11 protein-coding genes and 1 rRNA gene (1 of these 12 cut by a window edge) are annotated in these 15,722 nt (G+C 61.1%); 1 reads left to right on the forward strand and 11 read right to left on the reverse strand.

Translation table 11 applies throughout. From position 1 onward, the window contains the following. The 6 genes from LG373_RS08175 to LG373_RS08200 all read right to left on the reverse strand — a co-directional run. Positions 1–552: ribosomal RNA gene (locus LG373_RS08175) — 16S ribosomal RNA — on the reverse strand (it extends 959 nt beyond the left edge of the window). Positions 553–971: 419 nt separating this feature from the next. Continuing rightward, positions 972–1,850 carry a hypothetical protein gene (locus LG373_RS08180; protein WP_225749507.1) on the reverse strand — a complete coding sequence of 293 codons (879 nt, stop codon included), beginning with the start codon at positions 1,848–1,850 and terminating at the stop codon, positions 972–974. Further along, entirely contained in the window at positions 1,847–2,338 is a 492-nt protein-coding gene (locus tag LG373_RS08185; RefSeq protein ID WP_225749508.1) for an RNA polymerase sigma factor, read from the reverse strand. Before LG373_RS08185 ends, LG373_RS08180 begins: the two co-directional genes overlap by 4 nt. 19 nt (positions 2,339–2,357) lie before the next feature. Beyond that, on the reverse strand, positions 2,358–2,876 hold the full coding sequence (locus tag LG373_RS08190; protein ID WP_225749509.1) for a hypothetical protein: 519 nt from the start codon (positions 2,874–2,876) through the stop codon (positions 2,358–2,360). 122 nt (positions 2,877–2,998) lie between these two features. Then, a complete protein-coding gene (gene tyrS / locus LG373_RS08195; RefSeq protein WP_225749510.1) occupies positions 2,999–4,210 on the reverse strand; it encodes a tyrosine--tRNA ligase in 1,212 nt (403 codons plus the stop codon). 75 nt (positions 4,211–4,285) lie between these two features. Beyond that, positions 4,286–6,760, reverse strand: a complete 2,475-nt coding sequence (locus tag LG373_RS08200) for a DUF3656 domain-containing protein (RefSeq protein WP_225749511.1) — start codon at positions 6,758–6,760, stop codon at positions 4,286–4,288. 132 nt (positions 6,761–6,892) lie between these two features. Here LG373_RS08200 and LG373_RS08205 point away from each other — a divergent pair, with 132 nt between their 5' ends. Continuing rightward, positions 6,893–9,064 (forward strand): transglycosylase domain-containing protein, encoded by a 2,172-nt coding sequence (locus LG373_RS08205; RefSeq protein ID WP_225749512.1) that lies wholly within the window; start codon positions 6,893–6,895, stop codon positions 9,062–9,064. A gap of 107 nt (positions 9,065–9,171) precedes the next feature. Here the strand turns inward: LG373_RS08205 and LG373_RS08210 are convergent, their stop codons facing one another. The 5 genes from LG373_RS08210 to LG373_RS08230 all read right to left on the reverse strand — a co-directional run bounded on the left by LG373_RS08210 (position 9,172) and on the right by LG373_RS08230 (position 15,651). Then, complete coding sequence (locus tag LG373_RS08210) at positions 9,172–9,675, reverse strand: hypothetical protein (RefSeq protein WP_114567624.1); 504 nt, start codon at positions 9,673–9,675, stop codon at positions 9,172–9,174. Between the two features lie 69 nt (positions 9,676–9,744). Beyond that, entirely contained in the window at positions 9,745–11,985 is a 2,241-nt protein-coding gene (locus LG373_RS08215; protein ID WP_225749513.1) for a transglycosylase domain-containing protein, read from the reverse strand. Positions 11,986–12,163: 178 nt separating this feature from the next. Further along, positions 12,164–13,552, reverse strand: coding sequence for an argininosuccinate lyase (gene argH, locus LG373_RS08220; protein ID WP_225749514.1), 1,389 nt, complete (start codon positions 13,550–13,552; stop codon positions 12,164–12,166). An 81-nt stretch (positions 13,553–13,633) separates the two neighbouring features. Next, positions 13,634–14,962, reverse strand: a complete 1,329-nt coding sequence (locus tag LG373_RS08225; protein ID WP_225749515.1) for an argininosuccinate synthase — start codon at positions 14,960–14,962, stop codon at positions 13,634–13,636. Between the two features lie 260 nt (positions 14,963–15,222). Then, positions 15,223–15,651 (reverse strand): arginine repressor, encoded by a 429-nt coding sequence (locus tag LG373_RS08230; RefSeq protein ID WP_009305040.1) that lies wholly within the window; start codon positions 15,649–15,651, stop codon positions 15,223–15,225. Between the last annotated feature and the right edge of the window lie 71 nt (positions 15,652–15,722).

The raw sequence follows: 15,722 nt of genomic DNA on the forward strand, positions 1-15,722 counted from the left end.
GCGCTTTACGCCCAATGAATCCGGATAACGCTCGCCCCCTACGTATTACCGCGGCTGCTGGCACGTAGTTAGCCGGGGCTTCTTCTGCAGGTACCGTCGTCGATCTTCCCTGCTGAAAGCGGTTTACAACCCGAAGGCCGTCGTCCCGCACGCGGCGTTGCTGCGTCAGGGTTGCCCCCATTGCGCAAAATTCCCCACTGCTGCCTCCCGTAGGAGTCTGGGCCGTATCTCAGTCCCAATGTGGCCGGTCGGTCTCTCAACCCGGCTACCCGTCGAAAGCACGGTGGGCCGCTACCCCGCCGTCTACCTGATGGGCCGCGACCCCATCCCTTGCCGCTCGAGGCTTTCCCGGCCCCTCCATGCGGAGGGGCCGGAGCATCCGGTATTAGCCTCGGTTTCCCGAGGTTGTCCCGGAGCAAGGGGCAGGTTGGTCACGTGTTACTCACCCGTTCGCCACTGTATGCCCACCCGAAGGTGGCTTAACCGTTCGACTTGCATGTGTTAGGCACGCCGCCAGCGTTCATCCTGAGCCAGGATCAAACTCTCCGTTTAAAAGAGTGCGGCATCGCTGCCGCGTTCGATCTTGGTTTCCCGCCGCCCGCTCCCCCGAGGGGTCCGCGGCCGGCCGGGGTCCGTCTCATGCGGATCCGTTCACTTGGCTTTTTTCTCGCTTGTTCTGCTTCTCAGTATCCGGTTTTCAAGGTTCTCGCGGACCCGCTTGCGGGCCCTCCGCTCGGTATGCAACCGTTTGCGGGAGGGTTCGTTTCTCCGATCGCTTTTCGGCGATTCGCGCTTCCCTCAAACGCGGGAGTTGTATATTACCGGTAAGTTCTAAGTAACGCAATGGTAAATTTCGAATTTGCTGCATATTTCGGGTGATAATTTGCAAAACCCCAGGTCACGGATTGTTGAGTTGTGAACTTTGCACACAACTGGTTTGCAACCCGAATCTAGCCCATGTAAAAGCGCTCTTATAGGGAAGCACCCGGGTCCCCTCCTTGTCCTCGACCCATTCCGTTCCCGGACCCGGAAGAAGCCCCCTGCCCGAACCGTCCCCCGCCGGCCGGCCCATGACCTTCCCCTTTGCCGCCGGAAGTCGTCTCGCCATCGGGGTGAGCGCACGCCTCGATGCGATCGCGGAGCTCGCGCATACTCATCTTCGAGCATGCTTCAAGCGTAACATTGGGATCGTACTCCATCAGCTCGAGAGCCGCACGGTAGCGACCGACCCCCATGCCCGCGTCGGCCGCAGCCGCTCGGTCTCCTTCACTTACGACGGCGCAGGCGCCCGCGCACGGCAGCGCCGCTAACTGCGCATCGCTCTCGGCCCGAAGGCTCTCAGCTTGCCGGTTGTCGCCCGACGTGACGCTCACTTCGACAAAAGACGTCTCCTGTATATAGGGAGCAAAGCCCTCGCTTTCCGTCAGCGCCTCCAATGCCGAAGCGTACGGACGATTTTCGAGCGAAACCGAATCCAGGACGGCACGGCCATCCTCGTTGAGCGCCCTTGCCTCCACGACCAATCCGAATCGGTTGACGGAAAGCTCGAGAGACGGGTTAACGTCTATTCCCACGTACGCCGTAGGCTCCGCGTACAGGCGGTATCCGCTCAGGCACGCAACCGCCAACACGAGGCACGCCGCAAGAGCCGCCACCCTGCGGACGCCATGCGCCCGGAAGCGGGAGCGCGGCGAGGGTTCTTTTTCGGAAGACGACGCTACCGGCGCGGGAACGGGAGCCTCGGCGGCGCAGCGAGCCGCCTCTATGCAGGCAAGGGTTTGATTCTTCACGGATTCGGGAACCTTGACCTCGTCGAAGGCCTCTCGGACGCGCTGATCGAGATAGCTCATGACAAGACCTCCTTCAACTGCTGCTTGCCGCGCGCGATCCACGAGTAGACGGTGTTGACGGGCGCGTCGACCATGCGGGCGATTTCGGGCGCGGTGTATCCTTCATAGAGCGAGAGGTACAAGGGCGTGCGCGGCGGGTCGTCGAGCGACCTCATGGCATCGGCCACCTCGCTCTCGAAAGAGGCCGGCTGAACCGCAGGGTCCGTCGACACGGGATGCGAGGGAGCCGCGTGCTCGTCGAACGAAACGTTGCGGCGCGCAGCGGCTTTCAGCATGTCTTTGCATACATTAGCTGACACGCGAATGAGCCAGGCTTTGCGATGCTCTTCGTTCTCAAACGCTGCACTGTCGGCGAGGGCGTACTTCATGAACGTGTCTTGAAATGCGTCCTGAGCGTCGGCATGCACGCGGAAATAGAGGCCGCACACGCGCCATACGGCGTCGCCGTGAGCCTCTATAGCCCGCTCGATGTCTGCGCCCGGCCTCATCGCGTGAACAAGTCGGCCTTTAGCCGCGCTGGCAACCGGCCCCGTAGCCGCAACCGGCTCCGCGACCCGGACCGAAGCCCTTGCCCTGGCCCTGTCCTTGGCCCTGACCCTGGCCGTACCCCGCAGAACCGCGGTTGTCGCAGACACCGTCGCCGTCGGCGTCGACATAGCCGGAACCCGCGGCGCGACCGTCGACGCGGTTGTCGCAAACGCCGTCGCCGTCGGCATCGACGTAGCCGGAGCATGCAGGAGCGGACCCGTCCACACGGTTGTCGCAGACGCCGTCGCCGTTGGCGTCGACGTAGCCCGAGCCCATGCCGCGACCGTCGACGCGGTTGTCGCAGACGCCGTCTTGATCGGCGTCGACGTAGCCCCCGCGCGCTGCGTTTGCCTCCTGATCGGCCAGCACGGGCTGCACGCGCGCGCTTTGCCCCAGCCCCATCCAAGCATGGGGCATCGCATTCGCGAACGCGACGGCGGGCACCGCAAGCGCCACCAGAGCGATGACGGCGACGATGGCGATGGTTTTCTTCTTCATGAATCGGTCCTCCTGGTTGTTCGTTCGTGCTTCCTTCATATACAACACGAACGAGCGGCGGCCATCCTTGCAAGAGTTTTGAAAAAAATGCAACAGAGGCGACCCGAAGGCCGCCTCTGCGATTAGACCAGCTTCACGAACTTGCGCTTGCCCACTTGCAGCACCGCGCCTTCGATTGCGGCCGGCTCCACGTTGTAGGACTTCGGAGGCAACGCTTCGCCGTTTACCTTGACGCCGCCGCCGTCGATCAGGCGCCGAGCCTCGCCGGCACTCCCCGCCAAACCGGCGTCAGCGATAAGCTTCGCCAGGTACACGAAGCCGTCCTCGTTCGGCGCCAAGTCGGCAGCGTACTCGGGGATGTCGTCGGGTACCGCATGCTGCTTGAACACGAGGTCGAACTGCTCTTCAGCTGCCATGGCAGCCGCTTGGTCGTAGTACGCTTCCACGATGTTGCGAGCAAGCGCGCGCTTCACCTTATTAGGATGCAGCTCATCGGCAGCCAAGCCGCGCTCGATCGCGTCGATCTCGTCGACCGAGAAGGCGGAGGCCAGACGGTGGTACTTGATCATGAGCTCGTCGGGAATCGACATGACCTTGCCGAACATGTCGGCAGGCTCGTCGGTCAGGCCGATGTAGTTGCCGTAGCTCTTCGACATCTTCTGCACGCCGTCGGTGCCTTCGAGCAGCGGAAGCGTCAGGCACACCTGCGGCTCCATGCCCATCTTCTCCATGAGCTCGCGACCAGCCAACAGGTTGAACAGCTGGTCGGTGCCGCCCAGCTCGACGTCGGCCTTGATGACCACCGAGTCGTAAGCCTGCATGACGGGGTAGAGGAACTCGTGCAGGCTGATGGGCTGGTTGCCCGTGTAGCGGTTATGGAAATCGTCGCGCTCGAGAATACGGGCCACCGTGAAGTTACTGGCCACCTTGAGCAAGCCCTCCATGTTGAGGGAGAGCAGCCATTCGGAGTTGTAGCGCAGCGTGGTCTTCTCGGGATCGAGGATTTTGAACGCCTGGTCAACGTACGTTTGAGCGTTCACCTTGATCTGATCGGACGTGAGCTGCGGACGCGTGGAGTTACGGCCCGACGGATCGCCGATAAGCGCCGTGCCATCGCCGATGATGAGCGTGACGCCGTGACCGAGGTCCTGGAACTGGCGCAGCTTGCGCAGCGGAACCGCATGGCCCAGATGGATATCGGGAGCCGTAGGGTCGACGCCCAGCTTGATGTTGAGCGGCGTGCCGCGCTTGAGCTTTTCGAGCAGCGCGCTTTCCGGCACGATCTTCGCGGTGCCGGAAGCGATGATGTGCAGTTGTTCTTCAGCGGATAGCATCGTTTCCTCTTTCTTTGCCTCTACGTAAATTGCGATTCTAGCACACATTGGGAAAGCCCGATCGAGCCCGAAGCGCTACGAAACCCCCCGGAACAGATGACCGCTTGTCGTTCCCGGCGTTTTCGCGATTGCGCTGCCGCTTGAGTTGGCGACGTTGCGCGCACGGACGACGCGAGCCACCGCCTGGGTTGTCTGCTCCACGTTCATGAACGTGGTGTCGACCATGAGCGCGGTCAGACCGGCGCTTATCAAGTCGGGCAGCGCGTGGACCACGTCAAGCTGCACTGCGTTGTACAGGTGAGTGCGCCCGAGGGCATCGGTGACCACGGGGAACTCGAAATCTTTCCGATCGCGCAGGTAATGGGGGCTTTTGCGACGAGGGCACGCATCGCAATCCTGGTCGCACGGACCTTGGCTCATAAGCAGGCAATGCTCGGTCACCATGAGCTCTTGGGAGCCTATCACTGTAAGACCCAGCTCAACAGGGGAATCCTCCGCCAGGTCGGCGATCTGGCCCAAGGTCAGCTCGGGAGACAGCCACACGCGCTGAGCTCCTAGATTGGCGGCCGTGGCAAGCGAAAGCTCGTTCGTCACGGGAATGTGCGGGCCGACTTCCACCTGAGCTCCAAGTTCGACCGCGCGCACAAGCGCTCCCAGGTTTTCAACAAGAACGGGCTTGCCGGGCTTGACGTAGCGCCAAGCGTCGAAGTCGAGCGCCATCTCGCGCGTACCGGGCACAAGGTCATGCTCGATGGTGGGAAGGGCCACGACGGCCTGCTTCGGATAGCCGGCTTGCTCGGCCGTTTGCGATCGCTGGCCGGCAACGACGGCTTCGCCGCGCTTGTAATGCAAAGCGGGCACGTAGATGATATCCGCCCCTGCACGCTTCGCGGCACGAGCGCATGCGGGGTTCGTGGCCCATGCCGCAATGCGAAGCCCCTTCGGCCTGGCCGGCTGCGGGGTTTCGCGCACCGCCACGCGCGGAAGCGCGCGGTTGCAATCGCCTTCGAGCAGCAGGTCGACCAGTTCGTCCAAAGCTGCGGCGCGCACGCGATGCAGCTGGGAGAAGCCCACTCCCACGCCGTCGTCCAAATCGATATCCAGTCGTTCGATCGTAAACGGCGTTTGGCCGAGTCGGTCGATATGAGCCCGCACGTCATCTGCGGAAACGGGCTTCGTGCGCGCCGCCTCCACCACTTCGCCTTCCGCAACGGCAAGAGCTTCCGACGCAGCGGACGCGCGCACGGCAGCCCGAGGCGCAAGCGAGAACTCGACGCGCAGCGGCTCGCCTATCTTCAGCACGGCGCGCCCGACGATCGGCACGCGCGGCTCGAACGCGTCATCTTCGAAGGCCGCGGCAGCGCTGCGCACGCGAAACACGCGATCGCCCTTGCCCACCGGACGCTCCGGCGACACGCGCACGTTTCCTTCGCGATCAAGCTCGACGGAATCGAGCGTGTACGCGAAATGGCCTTTGTTCGTCCAAAACTCCAGGACGTCGCCGCGGACGAGCTCGCGCTCGGCGGCAACGGTTGCCACGCCGCCCTTGGCGGAAGCAACGCGCCCGACGAATACGCCTCGATTGTTGGGGCGCCCGTAGCTCATGATGTCATTGCCGCGCTCGCCCTCAAGGTACGCGGTGGTGAAACCGCGCGAGAACGCTTCGGCAAGCGCACGCTGCTCGTCGTCGTTCGCACAAGGAGCCTCCCCCACGCAACCCTGCGCACGCCAGGCGAGCACCCGATCGAGCACGGCCCGATACACGCTGGTGACCGCGAACACGTACTCGGGCGATTTCATGCGGCCCTCGATCTTGAGCGAAGCAACGCCCGCCTGCACCAGTTCAGGCAGCAAATCCACAGCACACAGGTCCTGCGGGGAAAGCAGGTGGTCGCCCGGCGAGGGCAGGCTTTTGCGCAGCGCTTTGTTACGCAGCTCGTACGGCAAACGGCACGCCTGCGCGCACATGCCTCGGTTTGCCGAGCGGCCTCCGATGAGCGACGACATGAAGCACTGGCCCGAATAGCACACGCACAGCGCGCCATGTGCGAACGTTTCTACGTCCATGTCGAAGCCGTGCGCAACCTCGGCCAAATGCGCGATCTCGGCAAGGGACAGCTCGCGAGCAAGCGTCACGCGACGCGCGCCCAAACGAGCCGCCGCCTCTATGCCCGCAGCGTTATGCGTGTTCATCTGCGTGGAAATATGCAGGCGCGCCTCCGGCAATGCGCGGGACACCTCAGCCGCCACGCCGATATCCTGCACGATGAACGCGTCGGCCCCGGCACGGTAGGCCTGGCGAATCGTTTCGAGCGCGCGCGTTAATTCGGAGGGCAACACGGTCGTGTTGAACGTCACGTACACGCTGACGCCGCGCAGGTGAGCGTAATCGCACGCCTCGGCGAACGTCTCCATCGTGAAGTTGTCGGCGCCGCGCCGAGCATTGAAAGAGTCGAGTCCGAGGTACACCGCATCGGCGCCGCCGCGAACGGCAGCATGAAGCGCGGCAGCGTTTCCGGCCGGAGCGAGCAGTTCGACATCGTGAAGCATGGCAATCCTTACCTATATATAATGAAATTCAACGGGAGGGCGCTGCGTCAAACCAGACGCGCTGCATCGCGATCCCCCGCCCCTCTGTCACTCAGCGATTCAGCTATAGCGCTATGGTAGTATAGTCGAACGATGAAAATACGCCGAAAACAGCGTGAAAAGCGCACCCATGCGGTGCAATGGCTGCTTCTTCTGACCACAGCAGCCCTGTGCTTCGTCGCCTTCTGGGGCGCACGAGGAATGCTCAACGTCATGAACCAGTGGACGGAAGACCTCCCATCCATCGAAGACACCGACTTCACCAGCCACGCGCAGGAATCCGTCATGTTCGCCGACGACGGTCAGACGGTCCTCGCCGAATTCCAGCTGGAAAAGCGCGACCCTATCGAGCTGAGCCAAATAAGCCCGTACGTCTTAAAAGGCACCGTAGACACGGAAGACGTGCGATTCTACGAACACGACGGCGTTGACTTTCCGGGCATCGCGCGCGCCCTCGTCAACAACCTGCGCGGCGGAAAGCTGGAGGGGGCGTCCACCATCACCCAGCAGCTTGTTCGGAACACCGTGCTGACGCAAGAAGCTCATGAGATTTCTTTCGAACGCAAGATTCGGGAAGCCGAACTGGCCGTCAATCTGGAGAAACGATTCTCCAAGGACGAAATCCTGCTCATGTACCTTAACACCATCAACTACGGAGACGGATGCTACGGCATCGAAGCGGCAGCGCGGAACTACTTTCAAACGTCGGCCGCCGACCTCACGCTCACCCAAGCTGCCACGCTCATCGGCATACCCCAATCCCCCACGTACCTCAATCCCAAGGAGCACCCCGAGGCATGCCTGGAGCGGCGAAACGTCGTGCTCGACCGCATGCTTTCTGCAGGAGACATCACGCGGGACGAGTACGAGGCGGCAACAAGCGCAGAGCTGGGACTCAGCCTTGCTCCGGACGCTCCCGCCGACGGCATCTACGCCTACCATTACTTCACCAGCTATGTGCGAGACCTTCTGCTATCCGAGAACAATCCGTACGGGTGCTCGTACGCGGACCTGTTCAAGGGCGGCTTGATCATCTACACCTCCATCAACCCGAGCTTGCAGGACAAAGCAGAAGCCGCCTGCAGTGCGCAGCGCGAGCGGATGGATGCCGACCTAGAGGCATCGCTTGTTGCTATCGAAGCGCAAACAGGCCAGGTAAAGGCTATGGTGGGCGGCAGCGATTACGATACGAGCAAGGTGAACCTTGCAACCGGAACGGGCGGATCGGGACGCCAGGCGGGATCGACGTTCAAGGCGTTCACGCTAGCCGCCGCCATCGAGCAGGGCGTATCCCCGCAAACACTCGTGGACTGCACGTCCCCCATGACGCATGTCATTGACGGGCAGAGCCACGAGTTCGAGAACTTCGACGGCTACAACTACGGGATTCGCAGCATCCAGAGCGCCACCGCCATCTCCTCGAACACCGGCTACCTGCGCCTTTCGGAAGCCATCGGGCAATCGTCCACCACCGAGATGGCTGCCCGCTTGGGGGTCGCATCGCCGATGACCACCGTGTATTCCACAACGCTGGGCGCCGCCGACGTTACGCCCCTTGACATGGCGGCCGCCTACGCAACGCTGGCGTCAGGCGGGATCAAGCGCGCCCCTGTGGTGGTGACGAAAATCCTCGACCGCAACGGTCAGGTGATATACGAAGCTCCCGACACGAGCGAACGCGTGCTGGACGAACGCGTGACGGCAGCAACCACGAAAGTGCTGCGCACCGTATTCGAGACCGGCGAGGGCACCGCGAACAATGCGCGGCTCTACAGCGGCCAACCCGTTGCCGGAAAGACCGGCACTTCGAGCGACTTCGCCGACCATTGGCTGGTCGGCTACACGCCCGCCCTCTCGGTATCCACCTGGATCGGCAATCCGGCAGGCGCCATCGCAACCGATCGGGGCATCACCTGCAACGCGCTTTGGAAAGACTTCATGGACCGCGCGACCGAGGGGCAGGCTGTCGAGCACTTCGTCTCGATGCAGGATCCTGCGTACAGCAACCCGTACAACACCGCCCAGAAGAACAAGCTTGAGTCGCAGTTGGACAAGGACGAGGACGACAAGGACGATCGACGCGATCTGCGCTCGGCCCCCAGCGCCGTAGGGCGCACGCTTTCGGAAGCCGCGTCCATCCTCGAGGGCTACCCTGCAGGCTATCTCGAAGAGTATTCCGACACCGTACCCGCAGGCATCGTCATAAGCCAAAGCGTACGAGACGGGCAAGTGGTCATCATCGTATCGCTTGGACCTAAGCCTTAGAACGGCGAAGCGCCGCAAGGACAATACAAGACGGGGTCAACGGCTTGCGTTCCGACCTGCGGTCGAAAACGAGCCGTTGACCCCGTCCCTTGCTTGGTTCCTTTTGCTTAGTTCTTTTCCGATGCCTTGTTGTCGCCCGACTGCAGCTTGCCGATGCCGTCATCGTACTGCTGCTTGATCTGCGCGACGCGGTCCGCGTACGTAGACCAATCGAAAGGCTGGGCTTCCGTTGCGCTGTCGATTTCGGTGTACAGGTCGATGTACGAGTTCAGCGCATCCTTCAAGCCGTTTGTTCCGTCGACGTATTCCTGCTGGATGTCCTTCAGGTCGTCGGGAACTTCAAGCTTGCCCAGCGAATCGATCGCCTTGAACGCATTGTCGGCCTGAGCGCGCATGCCCACTACGTCGCCGCGCGACACCGCGTCGGTGAAGCTGTCCAGCCTGCTTTTCAGATCCTCCATAACCTGGTTCACCTGGGTCATGTACTGACGGTTCTGGGACTGCTGCTGAGCGGCCGCAGAATCCTGCTGCGCGCAACCGCCCAAAGCGAACACCATGAGCACGCCCGCGAACAAAGCAACGAGCACTCGGGCGGATCTCGATCGTTTCATTATCTACCTGCTTTCCTGCATTGAATCGTCGTTATCGTATCGTAGCGGTTTTCGTCGGTCTTGAAACCGCTACACCGCATACAGCAAATGCTCGTACCCGAACGGTTGCCTGATCCACGCATCTACGCGCATCGAAACAGCGGCGGCCTGGGGCTTTGGATCCGGTTTCGGATCAGGCTCCGGGTCGGGTTTCGGATCGGGATCGGGCTTCGGATCGGGCGTGGGCGTAGGGTCGGGGGTAGGATCGGGCGTGGGCGTAGGCTTGGGCTTGGTGTCGCCCGTGCCGGTAGAGGGCTTCTCCTCTTCCTTCGACTCGTCCTCTTCCTTTTCCTTCGTCTCGCTGCCGTAAGCTCCGCCAATATGATACTTGGAATCGGAGTACGACGGCAGGTACTTGGGATCGCTGGCCGTCGGGAACTTCTCGGCCGGCTGACCTTCGAGCACCTGGTCCATGAAGTTGGCGAACACGTCCCCTGCGCTTACGCTCACGGGGATTTCCTCCACGTTGGAAGGATCGCCGAACCAGATAGCCACCGACAGCTGCGGGGTGATGCCGCAGAACGTGATGTCCTTGTAATCGCTCGACGTACCGGTTTTCGCAGCTACTTCCTGGCCGTTCGCCAACCGAGCGTTACCGCCCGTGCCCTCAGGATCGGTAACCACGGTCTTCATCACATCGGTTGTTGCCTTCGCCACTTCAGGAGACATGACGCGCTCGCCTCCGGGAGCCGAGTTGTCGGCAATGATATTGCCGTTCTTGTCGGAAATCCGCAAGATAGGCTGCGCATCGTACTTCGTACCGCCGTTCGCGATGGGAGCATACGACTTCGCCAAGTCGAGAACCGTCACGTTTTGCTGGCCCAGCGTCAGCGAACCTACCGGGTTCAGCGGCGAGGTGATGCCCATGTTCTTCGCAGTGTTGATAACCTTGTCGATGCCGACCGCCATCTCCAAGCGCACAAAGCCCGTGTTCGATGACTTCGCAAACGCCTTCTGCATGGAGATGTTGCCGAAGCTTTGATTGTTGATGTTGTTCAGCGGGTTGCTCGCAGGATAGCCGGCATCAGGTATAACGGCCGGAGACGTGCAGTCCACCATGGTCTTCGGATTGATCCCCGCCTCGAGCGCCGCAATGAGCGTAAACGTTTTGAACGTGGAACCGCAGGGACGACCGGGATTCGTCGGGTTCGTGCCCTTGCCCGTTGCGAGGTTCAATTCGCTGTCACCACGACCCCCTACCAGCGCCTTCACATGACCGGTGTTGGGATCGACGGCAACCAAAGCCCCTTGGATCGTGCCGCCGAGCCTCTGTTCCTTCTCCTCGATGGCGGCTTCGGCGGCCTGCTGCGCAGACACGTCAAGCGTCGTGACGATGGTAAGGCCGCCGGCGAAGATCTCGGCTACGCTGTACGTCTCTTTAAGCTTGTCGATGGCGTAGCTGGTGAAGTACTGGTAGGCCAGGATGCCATCGTTCGTGGGTACGGTTTGGTTGAGAATAAGCTCCTCGGCCTTCGCCGCATCGCATTCCTCCTGGGTGATGACCCCGTTCGAAAGCATGCGGTCAAGCACGACGTTGCGCCGAGACACGCAGTTATCCAGGTTGTTGATCGGTTCGTTGTACGTGGGCGACTGGGGAATGCCGACGAGCGCGGCTGATTCCGCCAGCGTCAGGTCGGCCGCGTTCTTCGAGAAGTAGCGCTCCGCCGCAGCCTCGATGCCGTAGGTAGCGTTGCCGTAGTTGATGGTGTTGAGATACATGAGCAGGATCTGGTCCTTGCTGTACACCTCTTCCAGCTTGACGGACAGGTACATCTCGCGCACCTTGCGCTTGAGCGAGATCTCGGTCATCTCGTCGGACAGGATGGTGTTGCGGACGAACTGCTGCGTGATGGTGGACGCGCCTTCGCGGCCAGAGCCGGTCAACGTCACCACGGCCGCGCGCATGATGCCCCAAAGATCAAAGCCGCCATGCTCGTAGAAGCGCTCGTCCTCGGTGGCAACCGTGCCCTTCGCCACGTACGGGCTGATCGCGTCGAGCGAGGAAACCGGGTCGCGGTTCTCCAGCTGCAGCTTCGCCAGCTGCGTGGTCTCATCGCTCGCGTACATTTCGGACGGATGAGAAACGTTCAGGTCCTCGACCTGCGATACGTCATACGTAGTCAAATCGCCGATCCACGACGTTCCGAGCGCATATATACCTACGCCGCCAGCGGTTACGACGGCAACGAGCACGGTGAATATCACCAAAAGGCCAATGGATGGATGCTTCTTTTTAATGCTCGGCCTGTTTTTTATCGAACGTGAAGCCACGTGACACCTCCCAGAAAACTTCGCCCAATTGTATCATCGGGACATGGCTCCCCATGAATCAACATAAACTTGTTGGAAAAAGGGCATAACGCAAAACGCCCGGTCGGAACGTAAAAGTACCGACCGGGCGGTCATGTTGCCCAGCGTTTTGCGAAGGATGCGCCTTGGAGCGAAACGGCTACAGAGACGCCTCGTCGGCAGCGAGCGCGCTCTTCGCTTGCTCCAGCTGCACCCGTACGGCGCTGCCTCCGGTTCCGCCTTCGGTGATGCGCGCGGAAACGATGCTTGCCAGGTCAAGCTCGTTCACGATATCGTCTTCGAACAGGTCGCTTGCTGCTTTGAAGTCTTCGATCGACAGATCGCTCAGGTCGCATCCGCGCTGTTCGCACGTCAAAACCAAGTGGCCAACCACCGCGTGGGCGTTTCTGAACGGCAAGCCTTTCTTAGCCAGATAATCAGCCACGTCCGTAGCCGCCAGATAGCCCTTCTTCGCTTGAGAGAGCATCGAAGCCGGCTTCACCTCCATGGTCTCGATCATGCCGGCTGCGCACACCAGGCAGTCCTCGAGGGTTTTTGCCGCGTCGATGGCACCTTCCTTGTCTTCCTGGAGGTCCTTGTTGTACGCCAGCGGCAAAGCCTTCATGGTGACGAGCAGCGCGACCAGGTCCCCCACCACGCGACCTGTTTTCCCGCGGATGAGCTCCGCGAAATCAGGGTTCTTCTTCTGCGGCATGATGGACGAGCCCGTAGAAAACGCATCCGAAAGCTCGATGAAATCGAACTCGGAGGTGGACCACAGCACGATCTCTTCGCACAAGCGCGACAGGTGCATGCACGAAACGCTGCACGCGTACGAAAGATCCAGCAGAAAGTCGCGATCGGACACCGCATCGAGAGAATTGGGGATCACGTTCGAAAATCCCAGGTCATCTGCCGTCATTTGCCGATCAAGCGGGTAGGTGGTTCCCGCGAGAGCAGCGGACCCCAGCGGGCTGGCATCCGCTGCGCGACGAGCGGCCGCCAAACGCTCGAAGTCTCGCGTGAGCATCCATACGTACGCCAGCATGTGATGGGAGAACAGCACGGGCTGCGCATGCTGCAGGTGCGTGTAACCGGGAAGAATGACGTCGAAGTGCTCCTCTGCCTGCGTGATGAGCGCCTTGCGCAGCATGACGTTCGCCTCCATAAGCTGCGTGCACCGCTGCTTCGCGAACAGGCGCGTGTCGGTTGCCACCTGGTCGTTGCGGCTGCGCCCGGTATGCAGGCGGGCGCCCGCGTCCCCTATGTCGGCGATAAGCGCACGCTCCACGGACATGTGAATGTCCTCGTCGTTGATATTGAACTCGAACGTCCCCGCATCGATGCGCGCCTTGATGCGATCAAGGCCGCCGACGATCGCGGCCGCGTCATCATTGGAGATGACGCCCGTTTTCGCGAGCATGCGCGCATGGGCCTGCGATCCTGCTATGTCCTGCGCGTACAGCGCCTTGTCAACCGGCAGCGATGCTCCGAACCGCTGCGTGAACTCGCTCACGTCCTGAGTGAATCTACCCGACCAAAGTGCCATGGTACCGTCCCTTTTATCGTATCGTTTCAGTTCCGCGCGTCGGGCGGGCGTCCGCAACGCCCCGCCCGAACACCTGCGCGCCTACACCAGCTCGGCTTCGGCGGCGACCACCTGCTTCCAAATGGGGGTCACGTCTTCGTACTTGCCCTTGGTCAAAGGGCCCTCCTGCTTTTCGGCGTCGAACAGCTCGGCCGGAGCGCCTTCCTTCCGGCGATTCGAGGCCCAGGTCTTCGCAGACAGCGTGTTGAGCTGGATGAAGCCCTTGGCGGCCTCGTGATCGAACACATCATCGGCGTCGTAGGTTGCCAGCGCGTAATCGTAAAGCGAATACGAGCTTCTCCGGCCGACCACCGTGCAGGATCCCTTGTAGAACTTGAGCCGAACGGTACCGCACAGGCAACGCTGCGTGTTGAGCAGGAACGCGTCGATGGCTTCCTTGAGGGGCGAGAACCACTGGCCGTTGTACACGCACTTCGCCCACGCCTGCTCCATGCCCAGCTTGAAGTGCAGCACTTCGCGCTCGAGCACCAGGTCTTCGAGCGCTTTGTGCGCCTGAATGAGCGACAGGGCACCTGGCACCTCATAGCACTCCCGGCTCTTCACGCCGACCAGCCGGTTCTCGATCATGTCGATGCGACCGTAGCCGTGCTTTCCCGCAATCTCGTTCAACGCGTATATGATGCCGAGGAAGCTTTTCTGGTTGCCGTCGAGCATGTACGGCAAACCGCGCATGAACTCGATCTCGACGTACTGCGGCTCGTCAGGGGCCTCGACGGGGTCAACGGTCATGGCATAGATGTCCGCCGGAGGCTCCGCCCACGGGTCTTCGAGCACGCCGCACTCAATTGCCCGGCCCCACAGGTTGTCGTCGATGGAGTACGGGGATTTTTTGGTGGTGGGCACCTCGATGCCGTGCTGCTGGGCCCATTCCATTTCCTCAGGGCGGGTCTTCAGATCCCATTCGCGCACCGGGGACAGAATCTCGAGATCGGGGTCGAGCATCGTGATGCTGGCCTCGAAGCGCACTTGATCATTGCCCTTGCCCGTGCAGCCGTGCGCAATGTACTTCGCGCCGAACGCATGGGCTGCGTCCACGAGATGCTTGGATATAAGGGGCCGCGACAAAGCGGAGACCAGCGGGTACTTGTTCTCGTACATCGCGTTGGCGGCTAACGCCTTGCTCAGGTACTCCTGAACGAACGTCTGCCTCATGTCCACCACGATACATTCGAGCGCGCCCGATTTGAGCGCTTTCTGCTTGATCTTTTCGAGGCCTTCGTGCTCTTGCCCCACGTCGCCCACCACTGCGATGACGTCGAGGTCCTTTTCCACCTGAAGCCACTTGATGCAGCACGACGTATCCAGCCCGCCCGAATAAGCAAGTACAACTTTATCCTTCTGATCAGCCATGATTATGTGTTCCTTCCTTTGATGGCTTATACCTGATTTCATGCCCGTTTCGCAATGCAGGTACAGAAAGCCACCCCCTTCAACCGAAAGGAGGTATGCCAAGGAAGGCGTCGAGGAAAATCGAGCGCACGTGATCCGTACATGCACCGCGGCTTTTCGCTGCGGCACAGCCAAGCCGGGCGACTTGGATGCGGGTGCTTATACTAAGCTTGGGGTGAAGGTGGGGAGGAAAAGCGTCTCCCGCAAAAGAAAGTAGACGACTAACGTCGTCGCAGTCGGTCGATGGCGCGCTCAACTTCAACGGCAGCCTCGGGGCTTTCCGCTGCGATCATGATCGTGTTGTCGCCTGCCACTGTTCCCAGAGCACCGCGCAGGCTGGCCTTATCGAGCGCAGCAGAGACGCCGGCAGCTCCGCCGGAAAACGTCTTGACTACGACCATGTTGCCTGCCACGTGTACCTCTTCGACCAATTCGGAAACCATACGCTGGAGTCGCATCTCCTCAGGGAGAACGTAATAGCCCTCGCGCGACTTCACCAGACCCATGTCCATGATGTCGCGGGATATCGTAGCCTGAGTGCACTCATAGCCAGCGGCCTGCAGCTGATTTGCGAGATCTCGCTGCGTCTTGACATTGTGCTCGCGAATGATGTCGCGAATAATGTCATGCCGTTGTTGCCGCTTCCTCATGCCTGCGATACCCTCTGTTCCTCGAGAACGATCACATACAATTCCGCTCATTCATTCTCGCATGAGGTATG

This window comes from Paraeggerthella sp. Marseille-Q4926 (assembly GCF_916618935.1).
GTDB classification, from domain to species: domain Bacteria; phylum Actinomycetota; class Coriobacteriia; order Coriobacteriales; family Eggerthellaceae; genus Paraeggerthella; species Paraeggerthella hominis.

Excerpts from the sequence above, each read along its gene's own strand:
- LG373_RS08180 (WP_225749507.1), bottom strand. The coding sequence starts at position 1,850 with ATGAGCTATCTCGATCAGCGCGTCCGAGAGGCCTTCGACGAGGTCAAG.
- LG373_RS08185 (WP_225749508.1), bottom strand. The coding sequence starts at position 2,338 with ATGAGGCCGGGCGCAGACATCGAGCGGGCTATAGAGGCTCACGGCGAC.
- LG373_RS08190 (WP_225749509.1), bottom strand. The coding sequence starts at position 2,876 with ATGAAGAAGAAAACCATCGCCATCGTCGCCGTCATCGCTCTGGTGGCG.
- tyrS (WP_225749510.1), bottom strand. The coding sequence starts at position 4,210 with ATGCTATCCGCTGAAGAACAACTGCACATCATCGCTTCCGGCACCGCG.
- LG373_RS08200 (WP_225749511.1), bottom strand. The coding sequence starts at position 6,760 with ATGCTTCACGATGTCGAACTGCTCGCTCCGGCCGGAAACGCTGCCGCG.
- LG373_RS08205 (WP_225749512.1), top strand. The coding sequence starts at position 6,893 with ATGAAAATACGCCGAAAACAGCGTGAAAAGCGCACCCATGCGGTGCAA.
- LG373_RS08210 (WP_114567624.1), bottom strand. The coding sequence starts at position 9,675 with ATGAAACGATCGAGATCCGCCCGAGTGCTCGTTGCTTTGTTCGCGGGC.
- argH (WP_225749514.1), bottom strand. The coding sequence starts at position 13,552 with ATGGCACTTTGGTCGGGTAGATTCACTCAGGACGTGAGCGAGTTCACG.
- LG373_RS08225 (WP_225749515.1), bottom strand. The coding sequence starts at position 14,962 with ATGGCTGATCAGAAGGATAAAGTTGTACTTGCTTATTCGGGCGGGCTG.
- LG373_RS08230 (WP_009305040.1), bottom strand. The coding sequence starts at position 15,651 with ATGAGGAAGCGGCAACAACGGCATGACATTATTCGCGACATCATTCGC.